The 21,023-nt window shown below is 69.3% G+C and carries 15 protein-coding genes, 2 rRNA genes and 2 pseudogenes; 14 read left to right on the top strand and 5 right to left on the bottom strand.

The genetic code is table 11. The annotated features are described in order from the left end of the window. Positions 1–256: 256 nt before the first annotated feature. The 4 genes and pseudogenes from OG496_RS15870 to OG496_RS15855 all read left to right on the top strand — a co-directional run bounded on the left by OG496_RS15870 (position 257) and on the right by OG496_RS15855 (position 6,158). A 23S ribosomal RNA gene (locus OG496_RS15870) occupies positions 257–3,379 on the top strand. A gap of 106 nt (positions 3,380–3,485) precedes the next feature. Beyond that, a 5S ribosomal RNA gene (gene rrf / locus OG496_RS15865) occupies positions 3,486–3,602 on the top strand. A gap of 147 nt (positions 3,603–3,749) precedes the next feature. Continuing rightward, positions 3,750–5,222, top strand: a pseudogene (locus OG496_RS15860) (hypothetical protein); the annotation flags it as partial. A 75-nt stretch (positions 5,223–5,297) separates the two neighbouring features. Next, a complete protein-coding gene (locus OG496_RS15855) occupies positions 5,298–6,158 on the top strand; it encodes a hypothetical protein (RefSeq protein ID WP_405976635.1) in 861 nt (286 codons plus the stop codon). An 82-nt stretch (positions 6,159–6,240) separates the two neighbouring features. Here OG496_RS15855 and OG496_RS15850 read toward each other — a convergent pair whose 3' ends face one another. Then, positions 6,241–7,533, bottom strand: a complete 1,293-nt coding sequence (locus OG496_RS15850) for a DUF1015 domain-containing protein (protein WP_405971308.1) — start codon at positions 7,531–7,533, stop codon at positions 6,241–6,243. A gap of 72 nt (positions 7,534–7,605) precedes the next feature. Between OG496_RS15850 and OG496_RS15845 the strand changes: the two genes are divergently transcribed. The 4 genes from OG496_RS15845 to OG496_RS15830 all read left to right on the top strand — a co-directional run bounded on the left by OG496_RS15845 (position 7,606) and on the right by OG496_RS15830 (position 11,785). After that, on the top strand, positions 7,606–8,634 hold the full coding sequence (locus tag OG496_RS15845) for an HAD hydrolase-like protein (protein ID WP_405971307.1): 1,029 nt from the start codon (positions 7,606–7,608) through the stop codon (positions 8,632–8,634). 96 nt (positions 8,635–8,730) lie between these two features. Further along, on the top strand, positions 8,731–9,774 hold the full coding sequence (locus OG496_RS15840; protein ID WP_366499458.1) for an iron chelate uptake ABC transporter family permease subunit: 1,044 nt from the start codon (positions 8,731–8,733) through the stop codon (positions 9,772–9,774). Further along, positions 9,771–10,865: a FecCD family ABC transporter permease gene (locus tag OG496_RS15835; protein WP_405971306.1), complete on the top strand. Its 1,095-nt coding sequence runs from the start codon at positions 9,771–9,773 to the stop codon at positions 10,863–10,865. Before OG496_RS15840 ends, OG496_RS15835 begins: the two co-directional genes overlap by 4 nt. Continuing rightward, complete coding sequence (locus OG496_RS15830; protein ID WP_405971305.1) at positions 10,862–11,785, top strand: ABC transporter ATP-binding protein; 924 nt, start codon at positions 10,862–10,864, stop codon at positions 11,783–11,785. Before OG496_RS15835 ends, OG496_RS15830 begins: the two co-directional genes overlap by 4 nt. Here the strand turns inward: OG496_RS15830 and OG496_RS15825 are convergent. Continuing rightward, positions 11,769–12,116, bottom strand: a complete 348-nt coding sequence (locus OG496_RS15825) for an SCP2 sterol-binding domain-containing protein (RefSeq protein ID WP_405971304.1) — start codon at positions 12,114–12,116, stop codon at positions 11,769–11,771. The two genes, OG496_RS15830 and OG496_RS15825, sit on opposite strands and share 17 nt — an antisense overlap. A gap of 42 nt (positions 12,117–12,158) precedes the next feature. Here OG496_RS15825 and OG496_RS15820 point away from each other — a divergent pair, with 42 nt between their 5' ends. The 6 genes and pseudogenes from OG496_RS15820 to OG496_RS15795 all read left to right on the top strand — a co-directional run bounded on the left by OG496_RS15820 (position 12,159) and on the right by OG496_RS15795 (position 18,240). Beyond that, positions 12,159–12,464 (top strand): hypothetical protein, encoded by a 306-nt coding sequence (locus OG496_RS15820; RefSeq protein WP_405971303.1) that lies wholly within the window; start codon positions 12,159–12,161, stop codon positions 12,462–12,464. A 7-nt stretch (positions 12,465–12,471) separates the two neighbouring features. Then, on the top strand, positions 12,472–13,287 hold the full coding sequence (locus OG496_RS15815) for a TlyA family RNA methyltransferase (RefSeq protein WP_405971302.1): 816 nt from the start codon (positions 12,472–12,474) through the stop codon (positions 13,285–13,287). Next, positions 13,284–14,189 carry an NAD kinase gene (locus tag OG496_RS15810; protein ID WP_026179466.1) on the top strand — a complete coding sequence of 302 codons (906 nt, stop codon included), beginning with the start codon at positions 13,284–13,286 and terminating at the stop codon, positions 14,187–14,189. The genes OG496_RS15815 and OG496_RS15810 overlap by 4 nt, the downstream gene beginning before the upstream one ends. Positions 14,190–14,313: 124 nt before the next feature. Then, on the top strand, positions 14,314–16,032 hold the full coding sequence (gene recN / locus OG496_RS15805; protein ID WP_405976634.1) for a DNA repair protein RecN: 1,719 nt from the start codon (positions 14,314–14,316) through the stop codon (positions 16,030–16,032). Positions 16,033–16,068: 36 nt separating this feature from the next. After that, positions 16,069–16,669, top strand: a pseudogene (locus tag OG496_RS15800) (hypothetical protein). Positions 16,670–17,100: 431 nt separating this feature from the next. Continuing rightward, positions 17,101–18,240, top strand: coding sequence for a glycosyltransferase family 4 protein (locus OG496_RS15795; protein ID WP_405971301.1), 1,140 nt, complete (start codon positions 17,101–17,103; stop codon positions 18,238–18,240). 39 nt (positions 18,241–18,279) lie between these two features. On the opposite strand, the gene OG496_RS15790 is transcribed toward OG496_RS15795, so the two are convergent. The 3 genes from OG496_RS15790 to OG496_RS15780 all read right to left on the bottom strand — a co-directional run bounded on the left by OG496_RS15790 (position 18,280) and on the right by OG496_RS15780 (position 20,916). After that, positions 18,280–19,926 carry a PucR family transcriptional regulator gene (locus tag OG496_RS15790; protein WP_405971300.1) on the bottom strand — a complete coding sequence of 549 codons (1,647 nt, stop codon included), beginning with the start codon at positions 19,924–19,926 and terminating at the stop codon, positions 18,280–18,282. Positions 19,927–20,020: 94 nt separating this feature from the next. After that, a complete protein-coding gene (locus tag OG496_RS15785; RefSeq protein ID WP_366497814.1) occupies positions 20,021–20,236 on the bottom strand; it encodes a DUF6243 family protein in 216 nt (71 codons plus the stop codon). 62 nt (positions 20,237–20,298) lie between these two features. Then, positions 20,299–20,916 carry an exonuclease domain-containing protein gene (locus OG496_RS15780; protein WP_405976633.1) on the bottom strand — a complete coding sequence of 206 codons (618 nt, stop codon included), beginning with the start codon at positions 20,914–20,916 and terminating at the stop codon, positions 20,299–20,301. Between the last annotated feature and the right edge of the window lie 107 nt (positions 20,917–21,023).

Raw genomic sequence — 21,023 nt, 5'->3', positions numbered from 1 at the left:
AGATGTCCGACGGTGGTTGCTCAAGGGTGGAACGTTGATTATTCGGTGTCGCCGCTCATCTCGGGCTGCAAGTACTGCTCTTCGGGGCGTGGAAAGCTGATCACGAGTGACGGGGATGCCGGGCACGCTGTTGGGTGTCTGAGGGCACGGCCGAGAGGCTGCCTTCAGTGCCGACCCCAGTGAACTTGCCGTAAGAGGCAGGGTGATGGGTGGTTGGTCGTTGTTTGAGAACTGCACAGTGGACGCGAGCATCTGTGGCCAAGTTTTTAAGGGCGCACGGTGGATGCCTTGGCACCAGGAACCGATGAAGGACGTGGGAGGCCACGATAGTCCCCGGGGAGTCGTCAACCAGGCTTTGATCCGGGGGTTTCCGAATGGGGAAACCCGGCAGTCGTCATGGGCTGTCACCCTTGCCTGAACACATAGGGCAAGTGGAGGGAACGCGGGGAAGTGAAACATCTCAGTACCCGCAGGAAGAGAAAACAACCGTGATTCCGGGAGTAGTGGCGAGCGAAACCGGATGAGGCCAAACCGTATACGTGTGAGACCCGGCAGGGGTTGCGTGTACGGGGTTGTGGGATCTCTCTTTCACAGTCTGCCGGCTGTGAGACGAGTCAGAAACCGTTGATGTAGGCGAAGGACATGCGAAAGGTCCGGCGTAGAGGGTAAGACCCCCGTAGTCGAAACGTCAACGGCTCGTTTGAGAGACACCCAAGTAGCACGGGGCCCGAGAAATCCCGTGTGAATCTGGCGGGACCACCCGCTAAGCCTAAATATTCCCTGGTGACCGATAGCGGATAGTACCGTGAGGGAATGGTGAAAAGTACCGCGGGAGCGGAGTGAAATAGTACCTGAAACCGTGTGCCTACAAGCCGTGGGAGCGTCGCTCACAGAGTTTACTCTGTGGGTCGTGACTGCGTGCCTTTTGAAGAATGAGCCTGCGAGTTTGCGGTGTGTTGCGAGGTTAACCCGTGTGGGGAAGCCGTAGCGAAAGCGAGTCCGAATAGGGCGATTTAGTAGCGCGCTCAAGACCCGAAGCGGAGTGATCTAGCCATGGGCAGGTTGAAGCGGAGGTAAGACTTCGTGGAGGACCGAACCCACCAGGGTTGAAAACCTGGGGGATGACCTGTGGTTAGGGGTGAAAGGCCAATCAAACTCCGTGATAGCTGGTTCTCCCCGAAATGCATTTAGGTGCAGCGTCGTGTGTTTCTTGCCGGAGGTAGAGCACTGGATAGGCGATGGGCCCTACCGGGTTACTGACCTTAGCCAAACTCCGAATGCCGGTAAGTGAGAGCACGGCAGTGAGACTGTGGGGGATAAGCTCCATGGTCGAGAGGGAAACAGCCCAGAGCATCGACTAAGGCCCCTAAGCGTACGCTAAGTGGGAAAGGATGTGGAGTCGCAGAGACAACCAGGAGGTTGGCTTAGAAGCAGCCACCCTTGAAAGAGTGCGTAATAGCTCACTGGTCTAGTGATTCCGCGCCGACAATGTAGCGGGGCTCAAGCGTACCGCCGAAGTCGTGTCATTCATACAACAGGGCCAACGCCTGTATGGATGGGTAGGGGAGCGTCGTGTGCCGGGTGAAGCCGCAGCGGAAGCTAGTGGTGGACGGTTCACGAGTGAGAATGCAGGCATGAGTAGCGATACACACGTGAGAAACGTGTGCGCCGATTGACTAAGGGTTCCTGGGTCAAGCTGATCTGCCCAGGGTAAGTCGGGACCTAAGGCGAGGCCGACAGGCGTAGTCGATGGATAACCGGTTGATATTCCGGTACCCGCTGTGAAGCGTCAAACATCGAGCCCATTAATGCTAAGGCCGTGAAGCCGTTCCGGACCCTTCGGGGAATGGAAAGTGGTGGAGCCGCCGGCCCAAGATGGTAGTAGGTGAGTGATGGGGTGACGCAGGAAGGTAGTCCATCCCGGGCGGTGGTTGTCCCGGGGTAAGGGTGTAGGACGAGTGGTAGGCAAATCCGCCACTCACATAGTCTGAGACCTGATGCCGAGCCGATTGTGGTGAAGTGGATGATCCTATGCTGTCGAGAAAAGCCTCTAGCGAGTTTCATGGCGGCCCGTACCCTAAACCGACTCAGGTGGTCAGGTAGAGAATACCGAGGCGTTCGGGTGAACTATGGTTAAGGAACTCGGCAAAATGCCCCCGTAACTTCGGGAGAAGGGGGGCCATCACCGGTGAGAGGATTTACTCCTTGAGCTGGGGGTGGCCGCAGAGACCAGCGAGAAGCGACTGTTTACTAAAAACACAGGTCCGTGCGAAGCCGTAAGGCGATGTATACGGACTGACGCCTGCCCGGTGCTGGAACGTTAAGGGGACCGGTTAGTCACTCTTCGGGGTGGCGAAGCTGAGAACTTAAGCGCCAGTAAACGGCGGTGGTAACTATAACCATCCTAAGGTAGCGAAATTCCTTGTCGGGTAAGTTCCGACCTGCACGAATGGCGTAACGACTTCTCGACTGTCTCAACCATAGGCCCGGTGAAATTGCACTACGAGTAAAGATGCTCGTTTCGCGCAGCAGGACGGAAAGACCCCGGGACCTTTACTACAGTTTGATATTGGTGTTCGGTTCGGCTTGTGTAGGATAGCTGGGAGACTGTGAACTCTGGACGCCAGTTCAGGGGGAGTCGTCGTTGAAATACCAGTCTGGTCGTGCTGGATGTCTAACCTGGGTCCGTGATCCGGATCAGGGACAGTGTCTGATGGGTAGTTTAACTGGGGCGGTTGCCTCCTAAAGAGTAACGGAGGCGCCCAAAGGTTCCCTCAGCCTGGTTGGCAATCAGGTGTTGAGTGTAAGTGCACAAGGGAGCTTGACTGTGAGACCGACGGGTCGAGCAGGGACGAAAGTCGGGACTAGTGATCCGGCGGTGGCTTGTGGAAGCGCCGTCGCTCAACGGATAAAAGGTACCCCGGGGATAACAGGCTGATCTTCCCCAAGAGTCCATATCGACGGGATGGTTTGGCACCTCGATGTCGGCTCGTCGCATCCTGGGGCTGGAGTCGGTCCCAAGGGTTGGGCTGTTCGCCCATTAAAGCGGTACGCGAGCTGGGTTTAGAACGTCGTGAGACAGTTCGGTCCCTATCCGCTGCGCGCGCAGGAACATTGAGAAGGGCTGTCCCTAGTACGAGAGGACCGGGACGGACGAACCTCTGGTGTGCCAGTTGTTCTGCCAAGGGCATGGCTGGTTGGCTACGTTCGGGAGGGATAACCGCTGAAAGCATCTAAGCGGGAAGCCTGCTTCGAGATGAGTGTTCCCACCCCCTTGAGGGGTTAAGGCTCCCAGTAGACGACTGGGTTGATAGGCCGGATCTGGAAGGCGGGTAACCGCTGGAGGTGACCGGTACTAATAGGCCGAGGGCTTGTCCTCAGTTGCTCGCGTCCACTGTGTTAGTTCTGAGACAACGAACAGTTGTCGGCTAGAGCTTGAACCACACAACAGAAAAGTGTGCTTGTTCGCTCGAAACCATTAGGGTTTCGGTGGTCATAGCGTGAGGGAAACGCCCGGTTACATTTCGAACCCGGAAGCTAAGCCTTACAGCGCCGATGGTACTGCAGGGGGGACCCTGTGGGAGAGTAGGACGCCGCCGAACAATATTTGGAGGACCCCTGGTCCCAGCGTTCACGCTGGGACCAGGGGTCCTTTTGTTTTTCCAGAAACTCTCAGAAACACAGTCCGGAGCGCGCCGAGCAGCTGGCTGCGCGAGAATGACTTGCGGTACCGAAGACAGGAGTCACCGATGTCCACCAACTCTCCCGAGGACCGACCGGAGCGCGACGAGCGGCGACGGGACAGTGGTGACCGCGGCGACCGTGGCGGGTACCGCGGAGGCCCGAGCCGTAGCAACGATCGAGGAAACGACCGCGGCGGCAGCAGTGATCGCGGTGGCTATGCCCGTCGCGACGACAACCGCGGCGGCGCCCCTCGCCGCGACGACCGTGGCAGTGGCGGTGCCGGCAGCGGTGGCGGTGGCGATCGCGGTGGTTTCCGTGGGCGTGATGACCGTTCCGCCGGCCCGCGTCGCGATGACCGGCCCGCTGGTCCGCGCCGTGACGACCGTCCGTCCGGTCCCCGTCGTGATGACCGTGGTGGCGATCGCGGAGGACGTCCTGCAGGCGGAGGGTTCCGTCGGGACGACAACCGTGGTGAGCGGCCCGCGTTCCGGCGTGATGACCGCAGCGACAACCGTGGTGGCGAGCGTCGCGACGACAACCGAGGCGACCGCGGTGGTTTCCGACGCGATGACAGTCGGGGTGAGCGTCCGCCGTTCCGACGTGACGACAACCGCGGTGGCGGTGGCGGTTTCCGGCGTGACGACAATCGCGGTGAGCGGCCTCCGTTCCGGCGTGATGACCGCAGCGACAACCGTGGTGGCGAGCGTCCGCCCTTCCGGCGTGATGACGACCGCGGGGATCGCGGCAGTTACCCCCGTCGTGACGACCGGCGCGATGACCGCCGTAGCGACAGCCGTGGCAGTGACGATCGTGGTGGCTACCGTGGCCGTGACGACCGTTCCGCGGCTCCGCGTCGTGACGACCGGCCGTCGGGTCCGCGTCGTGATGACCGTGGTGGGGATCGTCCGGCCTTCCGTCGTGATGACAGCCGGGGTGAGCGGCCTCCGTTCCGGCGTGACGACCGCAGCGACAACCGAAGCGACAACCGGGGTGGCGAGCGTCCGCCCTTCCGCCGTGATGACCGTAGGGACGACCGCCGCGACGGTGACCGTCCCGCCTTCCGGCGTGACGACAACCGGGGTGACCGTGGCAGCTACCCCCGCCGTGACGACCGTTCCGCCGGCCCGCGTCGTGATGACCGTGGTGGGGATCGTCCGGCCTTCCGGCGCGATGACAACCGCGGTGAGCGGCCTCCGTTCCGGCGCGACGACCGCAGCGACAACCGTGGTGGCGAGCGTCCGCCCTTCCGGCGTGACGACGACCGCGGTGACCGCGGCAGCTACCCCCGTCGCGACGACCGTTCCGCCGGCCCGCGTCGCGATGACCGGCCCGCTGGTCCGCGTCGTGACGACCGTCCGTCCGGTCCCCGTCGTGATGACCGCGGCGGCGATCGCGGAGGGTTCCGTCGGGATGACAGCCGTGGTGAGCGACCGGCGTTCCGGCGTGACGACCGCCGCGACGACCGGCGTGACGACCGTCGGGGCGACGACCGGCGTGGTGGCGGCAGCCGGTTCCGTGACGAGCGGGAGCGTGACCGTGAGCCGATCAAGCGGCTGCCGATCCCCGAGGACGTCACGGGCGAGGAGATCGACAAGGACGTACGGCAGGAGCTGATGAGTCTGCCGAAGGGGCTCGCGGAGGACGTCTCCAAGAACCTGGTGATGGTCGCCAGGCTCATCGACGAGGACCCCGAGGCCGCCTACGCCTACTCGAAGATCGCCCTGCGTCTGGCGTCGCGCGTCGCCGCCGTACGTGAGGCGGCCGGGTTCGCCGCGTACGCGAACCAGAAGTACAGCGAGGCACTGGCCGAGTTCCGGGCCGCGCGGCGGATGACCGGCAGCGTGGACCTGTGGCCCGTGATGGCCGACTGTGAGCGTGGGCTCGGGCGGCCCGAGAAGGCGCTGGAGATGGCCGGCGCCGCCGAGGTGCACAAGCTCGACAAGGCCGGGCAGGTCGAGATGCGGCTCGTCGCGGCCGGCGCCCGGCGTGACATGGACCAGCTCGACGCGGCCATCGTCACGTTGCAGAGCCCCGAGCTGGCCTCGAACACCGTGCAGCCGTGGACCGCGCGACTGCGGTACGCCTACGCCGACGCCCTGCTGGCCGCCGGGCGTGAGGGCGAGGCGCGGGAGTGGTTCGCCAAGGCCGTGGAGTCCGACAAGGACGGCAGCACGGACGCGTCGGACCGGCTCGCCGAGATGGACGGGGTCGAGTTCGTCGACGCGTTCGTCGAGGACGAGGACGAGGACGACGACAGCGACACCGTGATCGACGCTGAGACCGAGGTCGATGACGAGGTCGAGTCTCAGGACGACGTCTCCGTAGTCGACGAGTTGGACGACGACGACGAGGACGAGGACGACGACATCGAGGACGAGGACGACGGCGAGATCGAAGCCGCGGCCGAGACCAAGGAAGACGTCGTCAAGGAAGATGTCCTTCTTGAAGAAGAAGACGACGACGACAAGAACTGACCTACGTCAGTGAAGTGACAAGGGCGGGACCCCAGCACCTGGGGTCCCGCCCTTTCGCGTCTCCGGTGTTGCTGGCCGCGTCTCAGACGTCCAGCGCGCGAAGCACCAGCCCCGACGCCGGTTTTGGGCCGAAGGACGTCGACTTGCGGGGCATCGTGACGCCTTGGCGGGCCAGGTCGCGTACGACCTCCTCGCGGACGGGGTGCATCAACACGGCCGTACCGCCGTCGCGTTCGGCCTTGTGGACCGTGGCGGCGGTGTCGTGGATGTAGGCGATGCGGGTCGGGTCGTCCTCAGGGATGAGCCAGACGTGGTCCAGGAGGGTGGCGTGCAGGACCGTCGCGTCCAGGGTGCGCCAGGCCGCGGGGCGGTCGGCCGGGATCGTACGGGCCAGGAGGTCCGGGTCCGGGTGGTTGACCAGGTGGAAGGCGCCGTCGCCGGCGAGGAGGAAGGCGTTGCCCGCGCAGGCCGCGTCGGCGAGGGCCTCCAGGGCTTCCGGGAGCGGGACTTCCAGGTGCTGTACGCGGAACAGGCCGTCCAGGGCCGCCAGTGCGTCGGCCACCGGGACGCCGTGCAGGAGGCGGTGGATCGCGCGGACGCGGAGCGGGTAGCGGGCCGTGTCGACGAGGAGAACCAGGCCGTAGTCCCAGGGGCTGGGGGAGGGATGCTCCGCGCGTAGACGTCGGTACGTCGCCCAGCGGTGGTGGCCGTCGGCGATCAGGGCCTGGTGGTGGGCGAGGTCCGTCTGGATGCGGGCCAGGTCGGTGGGGTCGGTGACCGACCAGAGGCGGTGGCTGTAGCCGTCCTCCGTGGTCGTCGACAGGAGTGCGGGGTCCTCGGCGATGCGCTCGACCACCGTGGTCGTGTCGGCCGGTGTGCCGTTGCCCCGGTAGGTCAGGAGCAGGGGTTCGAGGTTCGCGGACGTGGCGCGCATGAGGGCCGCGCGGTCGGCGACCACATGCGGCATGACGTCCTCGTGTGGCAGGACCACACCCTCCGACGGGTCCGACAGGCGCAGGGCGCCGATGATGCCGCGCTGCAGCAGGCCGTTGCCGTCGCGCTGTTCATAGACGTACAGACCGGGCTCGGGGTCGGTGGTGAGGACCCCCTCGGAGAGCCAGCGGTGCAGGGTGTCGGCGGCCTGTTCGTTGCGGGCACTGGGGGTGACGGCCTGCGGGAGGATCAGCCGGACGATGTTGTGCGGGTCGGCGTCCTGGAGGTGGTGCAGGCCGTCGGGGCGTACGACCACGTCGTACGGTGGGGACGTCACGGCGGCCAGGCTGCCGACCAGGTCGGGGTCGTAGCGAAGGCCTCGGAACGGGGTGAGTTCCAGGCCTCGGCGCTCCGTTGCTTCCGAGTGACCTGCGGTGTTCATCCCGGCATCGTACGTGTGTCAGTGGCATGCGGGATGATCGGGTGAAAGCGATCGAACGAGGAGCGATGTGGAATGAGCCAGAGCGTCAGGACGAGCCCCGACGGCAGTGCCCGGGCCCTGAGCGAGGCGTACGACACGGCGCTGCTCGATCTGGACGGGGTGGTGTACGCGGGGGGCAACGCGATCGCCCACGCGGTCGACTCGCTCGCCACCGCCCGTGCGGGCGGCATGCGGCTGGCCTACGTCACCAACAACGCGCTGCGGACGCCGAATGCCGTGGCCGAGCATCTCACCGAGCTGGGCATACCGACCGGTCCCGACGACGTCATCACCTCCGCGCAGGCCGTCGCCCGGCTGATCAGCGAGCAGGTGCCGGCGGGCTCCCGGGTGCTGGTGATCGGCGGGGAGGGGCTGCGGGTCGCGCTGCGCGAGCGCGGGCTTGAGCCCGTCGACTCGGCGGACGACGAGCCGGTCGCGGTCGTGCAGGGCTACGGCGGCCCCGACCTGGCCTGGGGGCGGTTCGCGGAGGCCTGTTACGCCATCGCGCGCGGGGTGCCGTGGTTCGCGTCCAACACCGACCTGACGATCCCGAGTGCGCGCGGCATCGCGCCGGGCAACGGCGCGGCGGTGGAGGTCGTACGGATAGCGACCGGGGCCGAGCCGCAGGTGGCGGGCAAGCCGTTGCCGCCCATGCACAAGGAGACGATCCTGCGGACGGGCGCCGAGCGGCCGTTGGTCGTGGGGGACCGGCTGGACACGGACATCGAGGGGGCGTTCAACGGGGATGTCGATTCGCTGCTCGTCCTGACCGGTGTGACCGACGGCGCACAGCTCCTCGCCGCGCCGCCGCAGCACCGGCCGACGTACGTCGACGCCGATCTGCGGGGCATGCTCACCGGGCAGCCCGAGGTCACCGGGGCGGGAGACGGCTTCCGGTGCGGTGGCTGGACGGCGACGGCGGGCCGTGACCGGCTGGAACTCGACGGTGAGGGTGAGCCTTTGGACGGGCTCCGGGCGCTCTGCGCGGCGGCCTGGACAGCGGCGGGGGACGGTTCCTGCGCGCTGGACGGGGAGAAGGCGCTGGCGCGACTGGGGTTGTGACACGGGGGCGGCGGGGCTCGGCATCCAGGGCTCTGAACGGCGGGGAGGCGGGACTCGGCCCCCAGGTCGCATGCGAGGGTAGGCTAACCTAACCTCGTGTTGGTCGACAGTCCCCCAGAACAGCGCGCGGAGACCGCCCCCGCGCCCCCAACCCGCCGGGCGATACGTGTCCTTGGGCTCTTCGCCTCCGTGGCGCTCCTGGTCCTCGTGGCCCTGGCGAGCATCGCGATCGGCGCGAAATCTCTGCCGTTGGGGGATGTGTGGCACGGCCTGTTCCATGACTCGGGGACGTACGCGGACGTCGTGGTCGGCGACCGGATCTCCCGTACGGTCCTCGGGCTGCTCGCCGGTGCCGCGCTCGGCCTGTCCGGCGCGGTTCTCCAAGCGCTCACCCGCAACCCCCTCGCCGACCCCGGCCTGCTCGGCATCAACGCCGGCGCCTCGGCCGCGGTCGTCACCGCGATCACCTACTTCGGCGTCACCTCGCTGAGCGGCTACGTCTGGTTCGCCTTCGCGGGCGCGGCCGCGGTCGGCGCGCTGGTCTGGTTCCTCGGCGGCAGCCGCGGCGCCACCCCGGTCCGCCTCGCGCTCGCCGGCACCGCGATCAGCGCCGCGCTCTACGGCTATCTCCAGGCCGTCATGATCATGGACGACGCGGCGCTGTCCAAGATGCGCTTCTGGACGGTCGGTTCACTGGCCTCGGCCAGCGGCTCGACGATCACCCAGGTCGCGCCGTTCTTCGCGGTCGGCACGGTGATCTCGCTGCTGCTCGCCCGGCCGCTCAACGCGGTCGCGATGGGCGACGACACCGCCCGCGCCCTCGGCGCCAACCTCAACCGCACCCGGGCGCTCGCCATGCTCTCCGCGACCGTGCTGTGCGGCGCGGCCACCGCAGCCTGCGGTCCGATCGTCTTCGTCGGCCTGATGGTGCCGCACGTGGTGCGCTCGTTCACCGGGCCCGACCTGCGCTGGATCCTGCCGTACGCCACCATCCTGTCGCCCGTGCTGCTGCTCGGCGCGGATGTCCTGGGCCGGCTGATCGCGCGACCCGCGGAACTCCAGGTCGGCATCGTCACCGCGGTCATCGGCGGGCCCGTCTTCATCTATCTCGTGCGGCGCCGAAGGACGACTCAGCTGTGAATCCCTCTTCAACGACGGCGCAGGACGGCCCAGTTGCGAAGGCTGCCCCGACTCGGGCGCTCCGTACGCGAGCCGTACGGACCGGCACCCTCTCCCTCCGCTTCGACCTCCGCGCCTTCACGGTCGTCGTCCTTCTCCTGGTCTGCGCGCTCGCCGCGAGTGTGGCGCTGATCGGTACCGGGGACTTCCCGATCTCCGCCGGGGACGTGCTCAAGACGCTGTTCGGGGGCGGTGATCCGGGTCAGGAGTTCATCGTCAACGAGCTGCGGCTGCCACGTGTCCTCGTCGGGCTTCTGGTGGGTGCCTCGCTCGGGCTGGGCGGTGCGCTGTTCCAGTCCATCTCCCGTAATCCGCTGGGGAGTCCGGACGTGCTCGGCCTCTCGCAGGGGTCGACGGCCGGGGCGCTCGTCGTCATCGTGCTGTTCTCCGGCAGCGCGACCGCCGTCACCCTCGGGGCGCTCGTCGGCGGTCTGGTCACCGGGGTCGCGATCTATCTGCTCGCCTGGAAGCAGGGGGTGCACGGGTACCGGCTCGTCCTGGTCGGCATCGGCGTCTCCGCCGTAGTCACCGCGGTCAACGGCTATCTGCTCACCAAGGCCGACCTCGTCGACGTGGCCCGCGCGGTCGTGTGGATGACCGGCTCCCTCAACGGCCGTGACTGGACGCAGGTTTGGCCGCTCCTCGCGCTCTGCGCCGTGCTGCTGCCGCTCGTCCTCGCCAACGCGCGCGGGCTGCGGATGATGGAGATGGGCGACGACGTGTCGTACGCCCTCGGGGTGCGCGTCGAGCGCGTACGGCTGCTGCTGATGGTGGCCGCCGTGCTGCTCACCGCGGCCGCGACCGCCGCCGCCGGACCGGTCGGCTTCGTGGCGCTTACGGCACCGCAGCTCGCCCGGCGCCTGACCCGCTCGCCGGGTCCGAACCTGGTGCCCTCGCTGTGCATGGGCGCCACCCTGCTGGTCACCGCCGACTGGGCCTCCCAACGGGCGTTCGGGGCCGACCAGTTGCCCGTGGGCGTGGTCACCGGCGTCCTCGGCGGGGTCTACCTGCTGTGGCTGCTGGTCACCGAGCGCAAGGCGGGCCGGATATGAGCGACCAGAGCGACCCGAGAAACCAGAACAACCGGAGCGGCCTCAGCAGCGGGCTGAACAACCGAAGGAGCACCGTGAACCGCCTGTCCGCCGAGAACGTGACCCTCGCCTACGACCAGCGCGTCATCGCACGCGAGTTGTCGGTGGAGATACCCGACAACTCCTTCACGGTGATCGTCGGCCCGAACGCGTGCGGCAAGTCCACGCTGCTGCGCGCCCTGTCGCGGATGCTGAAGCCGAACGAGGGCCGCGTGTTGCTCGACGGGCAGGTCATCCAGTCGATGCCGGCGAAGAAGGTCGCACGCACCCTGGGTCTGCTCCCGCAGTCGTCCATCGCGCCCGACGGGATCACCGTCGGCGACCTCGTGGGCCGCGGCCGGTACCCGCACCAGGGCATCCTGCGCCAGTGGTCAACGGAGGACGAGCGGGTCGTACAGGAGTCGATGGCGCAGACCGGAGTCGGCGAGCTCGCCGATCGCTATGTCGACGAACTGTCCGGCGGGCAGCGGCAGCGCGTGTGGATCGCGATGGCGCTCGCCCAGCAAACGCCCCTGCTGCTGCTCGACGAGCCGACCACCTACCTGGACATCCAGCACCAGATCGACGTCCTCGACCTGTGCGCCGAGCTGCACGAGGAGCAGGGCCGCACACTGGTCGCGGTGCTGCACGACCTCAACCACGCCGCCCGGTACGCCACCCACCTCATCGCGCTGCGGGAGGGCGCGGTCATCGCGGAGGGCGCCCCGGGCGACATCGTCACGGCCGAGCTGGTCGAGGAGGTCTTCGGGCTGCGCTGCCAGGTCATCGACGACCCGGAGACGGGGACGCCGCTGGTGGTGCCGGCCGCGCGCAAGGCACGCGCGCGTGCGGGAGCCACGGCGGGGGCAGGCGCCGCAGCGGTGGCTACAGAAGCTTCCTGAGGCGGAACAGGTCGAACACGTTGGCCTCCAGCTTCACCCGGCCCGAGCCCCAGGCCTTCGCGAAGTTCAGGCCGCCGTTGACCATGGCGACCAGGTCGTCGCCGGCCATGGTCAGCCTGATCTGGGCCTTCTCCGCCGGAAGGCCCTGCACGGTCTCGTCCACCACGATGCGGCCGCCGGTGAGCCGGCCGACGAAGGTGATGTCGAGGTCGGTGATCCGGCAGCTGACCGAGCGGTCCATGGCCGCGGCGGCGCGGACATTCCCATCGGCCTTCTGCATGTTGTCCGAGAGCTTTTCGAGTGCGACGCGGCACTCTTCGATCGTTGCCATCGTGATCGACGGTACCCCAGGCCTTCGGGGTAGCGTCTGGGCATGAGCGACTCATTGCCCGAGGCCGAGGTCGGGGCCGTAGCGGAGGGTGTTCCGGAGGCCGTTCCGGAGGCGGAGCCCGCGTACGACCCCGCCGCCCCCGCGCCCTTGAACGTGGACCGCACGCCGAGCGGCAACGCCGACGTCGACGGCCAGCTCGGGCGGCTGGCCGACACCGACCACCTCGCCACGGACGGGCATGTCGAGGTGTACGAGGATGTACACCGGGGGCTGCGCGACGCGCTCACCGCGCTCGACGCCCGCCCGGGACCTCCGGCGCCCCCATCGACGTACGGAAATAGGAGCTGAACCGAACGTGGCAGGAGTGGCACGCCGACGTCTCGACGCCGAGCTGGTCCGACGGAAGCTCGCGCGCTCGCGGGAGCACGCGAGCCAGTTGATCGCCGCCGGCCGGGTCACCGTGGGCAAGGCCGTCGCGACCAAGCCCGCCACCCAGGTGGAGACCGCGGCCGCCATCGTGGTCGTCCAGGACGACGGAGACCCCGACTACGTCTCGCGGGGCGGCCACAAGCTCGCGGGCGCGCTGGAGGTCTTCGTACCGCGGGGGCTCGTGGTCGAGGGACGGCGGGCGCTGGACGCCGGCGCGTCCACCGGAGGCTTCACCGATGTGCTGCTGCGCGCGGGTGCCACGCAGGTCGTGGCGGTCGACGTCGGGTACGGACAACTCGCGTGGTCTCTTCAGAGCGATGAACGCGTCACCGTCAAGGACCGTACGAACGTACGCGAGTTGACGCTTGAAGCGATCGATGGGGAGCCTGTGGATCTAGTCGTGGGGGATCTGTCCTTCATCCCGCTCGGGCTGGTGCTGCCCGCCCTGGCGCGGTGCACGAAGCCGGACGCGGACCTGGTGATGATGGTCAAGCCGCAGTTCGAGGTGGGGAAGGAACGGCTGGGGAGCGGCGGTGTCGTACGCAGCCCCGAACTCCGGGCCGAAGCCGTACGCGGTGTCGCCCGGCGGGCCGCGGCACTGGGGCTCGGGGTGGAGGGCGTCACCGCCAGCCCGCTGCCCGGGCCCTCCGGGAATGTCGAGTACTTTCTGTGGCTGCGGGCCGGCGCACCCGAACTGGACCCGGCCGATGTTGACCGTGCAGTGGCGGAGGGGCCGCGTTGACACAGAACCGAGCTCGTACTGTTTTCCTGCTCGCGCACACGGGTCGCCCTGCGGCGATCCGGAGTGCCGAACTGGTCGTGAAGGGGCTGCTCCAGTCCGGTATCGGAGTGCGCGTCCTGGAGTACGAGGCACGCGACCTGCCGCTCCCGGACGAGGTGGAGACGGTCACGGAGGCTACCCCGCAGTGCCTTGAGGGCTGCGAGCTGCTCATCGTCCTCGGCGGGGACGGCACACTGCTGCGCGGCGCGGAGTTCGCGCGGGCGTCCGGGGTGCCGATGCTCGGCGTCAACCTCGGCAGCGTGGGGTTCCTCGCGGAGGCGGAGCGGGACGATCTCGACAAGGTCGTGGACCGGGTGGTCACGCGCGCGTACGAGGTCGAGGAGCGGATGACCGTCGATGTCGTCGTGCACAAGAACGGCAACATCGTGCACACGGACTGGGCGTTGAACGAGGCGGCGGTGCAGAAGGCCGGCGCGGAGAAGCTGCTCGAAGTCGTGCTGGAGATCGACGGGCGGCCGGTCACGGGGTTCGGGTGCGACGGGATCGTTTGTGCGACTCCTACGGGGTCTACGGCGTATGCGTTCTCGGCTGGTGGGCCTGTGGTGTGGCCCGAGGTCGAGGCGTTGCTGATGGTGCCTATCAGTGCGCATGCGTTGTTCGCCAAGCCGTTGGTTACCTCGCCGGATTCTGTGCTTGCCGTTGAGGTGTTGCCGCACATCCCCCCGGGGGTTTTGTGGTGTGACGGGCGGCGAACCGTTGAACTGCCTGCCGGGGCTCGGGTCGAGGTGCGGCGGGGGGCTGTTCCTGTGCGGCTGGCTCGGCTGCATCATGCGTCGTTCACCGATCGGCTTGTTGCCAAGTTCGCTCTGCCGGTTTCGGGGTGGCGGGGGGCTCCTCACTAGTGCGGGTGCGTGGGGGCGACCAGCCCCCACGCCCCTGAAAACAGGTGGGGACACTCCCCCGGGTGACAGGGCGCCTCGCGCTTCTCCCTCCCTACCTCGTAAGGTCTTCACCGTGCTGGAAGAGATGCGGATACGGTCGCTCGGAGTCATCGACGATGCTGTCGTCGAACTGTCGCCGGGGTTCACCGCTGTCACGGGTGAGACCGGTGCGGGCAAGACCATGGTCGTCACCAGCCTCGGGCTGTTGCTCGGGGGGCGGGCGGACCCGGCGCTGGTGCGGATCGGGGCCAAGAACGCGGTCGTGGAGGGGCGGATCTCCGTGCCTCCCGGCGGCTCCGCCGTACTGCGCGCCGAGGAGGCCGGTGCCGAGCTGGAGGACGGGACGCTGCTCATCAGCCGTACCGTTTCCGCCGAAGGGCGCTCCCGGGCGCACCTGGGCGGGCGGTCCGTGCCGGTGGGGGTGCTCGCGGAACTGGCCGACGAGCTGGTTGCCGTGCACGGGCAGACCGATCAACAGGGGCTGCTGAAGCAGTCCCGGCAGCGGCAGGCGCTCGACCGGTACGCCGGGGGCGCCGTCACCGGGCCGCTCACCAAGTACGCGGAGGCGTATCGGCGGCTGCGCGCCGTCGCCGTCGAGCTGGACGAGATCTCCACGCGCGCGCGTGAACGGGCCCAGGAAGCCGACATGTTGCGCTACGGCCTCGACGAGATCGCCGGTGTGGAGCCGCGCCCCGGGGAGGACGTCGAACTCGCCGCCGAGGCCGAACGGCTCGGCCACGCCGAGGCGTTGGCGTCCGCCGCCACGGCCGCTCATGCCGCGCTCGCCGGCAACCCCGAGGACCCCGAGGGCATCGACGCGGCGACCCTCGTCGCGGGTGCGCAGCGCGCCCTGGAGGCCGTACGGTCGCACGACTCCGAACTGGCCTCGCTCACCGACCGGATCGGTGAGATCGGCATCCTTCTGGGCGATGTGGCGGGGGAGTTGGCGGGTTACGCCGACGACTTGGACGCCGACCCGCTGCGGCTGGCGGCCGTTGAGGAGCGCCGGGCCGCCCTCAACGCGCTCACGCGGAAGTACGGCGCGGACATCGCCGCCGTGCTCGCGTACGCCGAGCAGGGTGCCTCGCGGCTGACCGAACTCGACGGCGACGACGAGCGCATCGACGAGCTGACCGCCGAGCGGGACGCCCTGCGCGGTGAACTGGGCGGCCTCGCGCAGGCGTTGACCGACGCGCGTACGGAGGCCGCCGAGCGGTTCGCCGCGGCGGTGACCGCGGAGTTGGCTTCCCTCGCGATGCCGCACGCGCGTGTGTCGTTCGAGATCCGCCAGACCGAGGACCCGGAGGGCGTCGAGGTCGGCGGCCGTGCGGTCGCCTACGGCCCCTCGGGCGTCGACGAGGTCGAGTTGCTCCTCGCCCCGCACCCGGGCGCTCCGCCGCGGCCCATCGCCAAGGGCGCGTCCGGCGGTGAACTCTCGCGCGTGATGCTCGCCGTGGAGGTCGTGTTCGCCGGGACCGACCCCGTCCCGACCTACCTCTTCGACGAGGTCGACGCGGGTGTCGGCGGCAAGGCGGCGGTCGAGATCGGGCGGCGCCTCGCCAAGCTCGCGAAGACCGCGCAGGTCGTCGTCGTCACGCACCTGCCTCAGGTGGCGGCCTTCGCCGACCGGCAGCTGCTGGTGGAGAAGACCAACGACGGTTCCGTCACCCGCTCCGGCGTGAAGGTCCTCGAAGGCGAGGACCGCGTACGGGAGTTGTCCCGGATGCTGGCCGGCCAGGAGGACTCGGAGACGGCGCGGGCGCATGCGGAGGAGTTGCTGGCGACGGCACGGGCGGACGGCTGACGGGCCGTTCCACGGAGGTGCCGGACCCGCTCCGGTATGGGGGTCCTTGAAGGCCAGGAACGTGTAGGGGAGTTGTCCCGGGTTGCTGGTCGGCTACGAGGATTCGGAGAGGGCCCGGGCGCTCGCGGAGGAGTTGCTGGCGACGGCGCGCGCGTCCGCCCGGCGGCCGGGTTCGCGGTTCTCGCGGCGGGTGGGTGTGGTGGGTACGACGATGCCGTTGGTGCGGGCGATCCCCGGCGCGGTTTCCGGGCGCGTCTCTCGGCCCTCCGGGACGGTGAAGTCACCAGCGGGGCAGTCAAGTTGTTCGGGATCTCCGCTGCCGGGCTCGTCGCCGGGGCGCTGCTCAGCGAGCGGCCTCTCGACAAGGTGCTCGCGGGGGTCGTGATCACCGGTGCGGCTCACTTCGTCAACCTCGTGGACGTACGGCCCGGTCGTGCCGCCGGTGTCGTATTCCCGGACGACCTCGGTGAGCGGACGATGCTCGGCGACGCGGGGGCACACGCCCTGGGCGCGGTGCTCGGGGCGGCCGTCGTCGCCGGCAACGGGCGGGCGGGCGGGGCTGGTGGCGCACGCCGCCGCGGTGGTGGCCGCGGCGGTCCACGGAGACCGGGTGAGCGCACTGGCGCTGGCGCTGTGAGTGGGGCGGTGAGGTGAGGTGTGGGGGAGTGCGTGGCGGGCTTGCGCGGTTTTGAGCGTGCCCTCCCGGACACGGCCGCTCCGTCCTCGATGTGCCTGAGTGGCTGCGGCCCCTCCGGTCTGAGCGAGACACCCCGGACCGGAGCGAGCCCCCTGCCCGCCCGAGCCTCAGCCCCGGCCTCAGCCCGACCTCATCGATCCCGCCCCGCCCCGCCCACCACAGAACCCCCTGCCGCCTCACTCGTACGGGTGATCCCCGCGCCCCTGTTGCCCTTCCGCACAGCCCCCACACCTTCCTGCGTTGTCGGAACACCCGTACGTGCTGGCATCCTTGAGACGGAACGCGTAGGAAGCGTGCGGTACACCCCCTCCGCCCGATCCTTCTGTACTTTCTTCGTGACCGCCCGTCGCCGAACCAGGAGCCCCGGCCACGTGACCCCCGTGAGCAGCCACTCACCGCACGGCCAGTCGCCGCTGCGCACCGTGCAGGTGCTCGGCGGAGGCAATGCCGCCAGTAGCGCGCATGTGCGCTCCCTGGCCTCCGGGCTCGTCGCACGGGGCGTGCGGGTCACGGTGTGCGCCCCCGTCGAGGCCGATCACACCTACGACTTCACGGGCGTCGGTGCCGAACACGTGCACGTGCCGCGCAGCAGCGACCCGTCGTCCGTCGCGGCGCTGCGGGCGGCCTGTGCGGACGCCGACCTGGTCCACGCGCACGGCCTGCACGCCTCCTTCCGCGCCGTCCTCGCCCTCAGCGGCCGCCGCACCCCGCTCGTCGTGACGTGGCACAACCGCGCCCATGCCGAAGGAGCGCGGGCGCACTTGCTGCGGCTGCTGGAGCGGCGGGTCGTGAAGGCCGCCGTGGTCGTCCTCGGGACCACGTCCGATCTGGTCGACCGGGCCCGGCGGACCGGCGCCCGGGACGCCCGCCTCGCCGCCGTCGCGCTGCCCGGGCCGCGCCGGGCCGCCGTGGACCATGACGATCCCGATCGGCTGAGCCCCAAGCTCCGGGCCGAACTCGGCGCCACCGACCGCCCGTTGCTCATCGCCGTCGGCTCCCTCGACCGGCAGCGGGGCTACGACACGCTCCTGGACGCCTCGCGCGGCTGGTGCCGCCTCGATCCGACGCCGTTGCTCGTGATCGCGGGGGAGGGGCCGCTGCGGGGCGAGTTGCAGCGCCGGATCGAGAGCGAGGAGCTGCCGGTGCGGCTCATCGGGCGGCGGGACGATGTGAGCGAACTGCTCTCCGCCGCCGATCTCGCACTCCTGCCCAGCAGTTGGGAGTCCCGCTCGGTGATCGCCCAGGAGGCCCTGCACGCCCGCGTGCCGCTCGTCGCGACCGCCGTCGGAGGCATCCCCGAACTCGTCGGTGACGCCGCCGAACTCGTGCCCTACGGCGACGCGAAGGCCCTCGCCGACGCCGTCACCGGACTGCTGCGCGACCCCGAACGCCGGGAACTGCTCCGGGAGAAGGGCGCCCGACAGGCGGCCACTTGGCCCACCGAGGACGAGACCGTCGCCCAAGTGCTGAGCGTCTACGACGAGTTGACCCAGCCCCTGCCGCTGACCTGAGACGGACTGACGAACTCACGGGCTCACGGGCTCACGGGCTCACGGCACGAGTCTGCGGGCCCTCAGTGCCAAGCTCAACGCCAGTACCGTCTGCGGGTCTTCGAGGTCCGTGCCGAGCAACTCCCCGATCCGGGCCAGCCGGTTGTAGAGGGTCTGCCGGTTGAGGTGCAGCTCGCGGGCCGTCTCCGCCTTGCGGCCCGCGTGCGCCAAGTACGTCTCCAGGGTGGGCAGTAGCGGCGGCTTGGAGCGGTTGTCGTGGTCGCGGAGCGGGCCGATCGCCCGGTCCACGAAGGCCGCGAGGTCCGGGTGGTCGCGCAGTCGCCACAGCAGCAGCTCGATGTCCAGGCGCCGGGCGTCGTACCAGGGTTGGTCGGTCAGGCCCTGCGCCGCCGTCGCCGTCTCGGCCGCGTGCCGTAGACCCGCCGACGCGGCCGCCCAGCCGCCGGCCACGCCGACGACCACGATCGGCGGCTGTGCACCCGGGCGTTGCATCCCGGCGCGCTCAACTCCCGCGCGCAGCGCGGCGGCTACCCGGTCCGCGACCGCCGACCGTTCCGACTCCGAGCGCAGGCCGAGGAGCAGCGGGACGCGGCCCTCCACCGGTCGTACGCCCAGCAGGACCGGGACGCCCACCGAGGCCAGTTCCTCGGCGACCGCGCGGGCCAGGACCGCCCAGCCGCCGCCGGGCGCGGCCAGCGCGTCGCCCAGCCGCATCACCACGGGCAGCAGCGGGCTGGTGCCGGGCTTGAAGCCCAGCACGCGGGCCTGTGCCGGGGCGTCCTCGGCGGCGATGCGGCCCTCGGCGAGGTCGGTGAGGAAGTCGCCGCGTCCGCGGGCCGCCAGCTCCTCCTCCTGGCGGGCCTGCATCAGGACCACGGCGAGGATGTCGGCGGCCCGTTCGGCGGCGATGCGGTGCACGGGGGCGAGCGGCGCCCGTACCGGAAGCAGGACGATCCGTGCCCGCACCGAACCCGTACCGGGACCGCCCCCGGGTACGTCCACCACCACCGAACCGGCGGGCGGTGAGGCGTCCTTGTGCTGGCCGCGCAGCCCCTCCCACACCTGGAGCGGGTCGGCGCCCTCGGGGCCCGACCCCGCCGCGTAGAGGAGTTGGCCGTCCGGGGTCTCCAGGAACACCGGGTTGCCGCTGAAGTCGGCCAGGATGCCCAGGACTTGGGGGATTCCGCCGCCGCCGAGCAGGGCCTCCGTGCAGCGGCGGTGGACCTCCTCGGCCTGCTGGAGCAGCGCGTAGTGGCCGTTGACGATCTCGGTGTGGATCTCCTCGGTGACCGCGACGAACGGCACCTCGCGGTGCAGCTGGACGAGGGGGAGGCCGGTCGACCGGGCCGTCTCGACCAGGGTGGCGGGGAGACGGTCGAAGCGCGGGCCGAGCTCGACGACCAGGGCCGCGATGCCGCGCTCGGCGAGGGTGCGGACGAACGCGCGTTGCTCCGCCGGGCGCGTGCCGAGGCCGTAGCCCGTGGTCAGGAGGAGTTCGCCGCCCTTGAGGAGGGAGGCGATGTTCGGGACCTCGCCCGCGTGCACCCAGCGCACGGTCCGCTGGAGCCGGTCGGCGCCCGCCAGGATCTCCGGCAGCCCGCTGCGCAGCCCGGGCAGCTCCAGCGCCCGCTGAACGGTGATGCCGGCGCCCTGGCTGTCGAATGTGCTGTCCGTACGGCTGTCCATGCAGCGGACGGTACCTGCGGAAACGCCCCGGGCACATCTCGGGCCCGGGGCGTGTGCTCGGCGGCGGTGTCCAGTTCCTTGCCGCGGCGCTGTGTCAGCTCTGTGCGGTGTCGTCGTCCGGCTGGCCGGCGCCCTCGGCCGCGCGGGCCTTCTCGCGCATCTTGCGCACCAGCTCCGCCTTCTGGTCGGCCGCGCTCTGGCGGTCGAGGTTGCGGTGCGGACCGTGGTTCTGCCGTTCGGCGCGGGACTGCTTCTTGCGCTGGCCGCCGCCCATGCCCACGGGGTTGTTGATGTTCTTGCTCACGGTCACGGGTTCTCCCGGTAGTGATGTGGAGTGATCTACGGATTCATCGGAAGAACACGACAAGGACGTTACCCGGTTCCGTCGGCCCCGCCCACCAACCCGTTCGCCGCCGCGGGCGTTGTGTCCGGCCAGCCGCCCCGCTCGGACAGGTGGAGAACGAGGGCGGCGATGTTCCAGGCATCGTCCTCGCCGCGGTGGTGACGGCCTTCGAGCCGCAGCCCGGCGATCTCCAGGGCCTGCGCCATGCCGGGGCGTTTGCGCAGGCCGTGCGCCTCGGTGAAGGCCGCCTTGGCGTTGGTGTGGTGCCGGCCGAAGGGGTAGGGCGTCCGGGTGCTCTGGCACTGCCGGGTGAACTGGTTGCGGTCGTAGTCGCCCCAACTGGCCCACGGGCGGGACCCGGCGTGGTGTTCGGCCGCCAGCAGCCGGCACGCCTCGGCGAAGCCGACCCCTCCGTCCACCTCGTGCTGCGTGAGGCCGGTCAGCTCCGTGCAGAACTCGCTGACCGTGGACCGGGCAGGACGCACCAGAATCCGATGCCGGGCGAGGCGCTCCGCGGTGGCCAGGTCGACGACGGTCAGCCCGATCTCGATGATCTCGCTGACCGCGCCCGGCGGTTGGCCGCGGTCCCAGCAGGTGGCTTCGACGTCCACGACGTTCAGGAGCCGCCCGGCCCCGGTGCTGTCCATGCTGTCCATGGCGGGAAGGGTAGGGACGAGCGGCGGCCGGGGCACCTGGATTTTCCCGCTGCGGTACGGATACGGCGGTGCCGCTGTCCCCGGGCACCTCTCGGGCC

The organism is Streptomyces sp. NBC_00988 (assembly GCF_045162645.1).
Lineage (GTDB): Bacteria > Actinomycetota > Actinomycetes > Streptomycetales > Streptomycetaceae > Streptomyces.
Note: the sequence above shows the minus strand (reverse complement) of the source record. Positions and strands in the feature narration are given on the sequence as shown.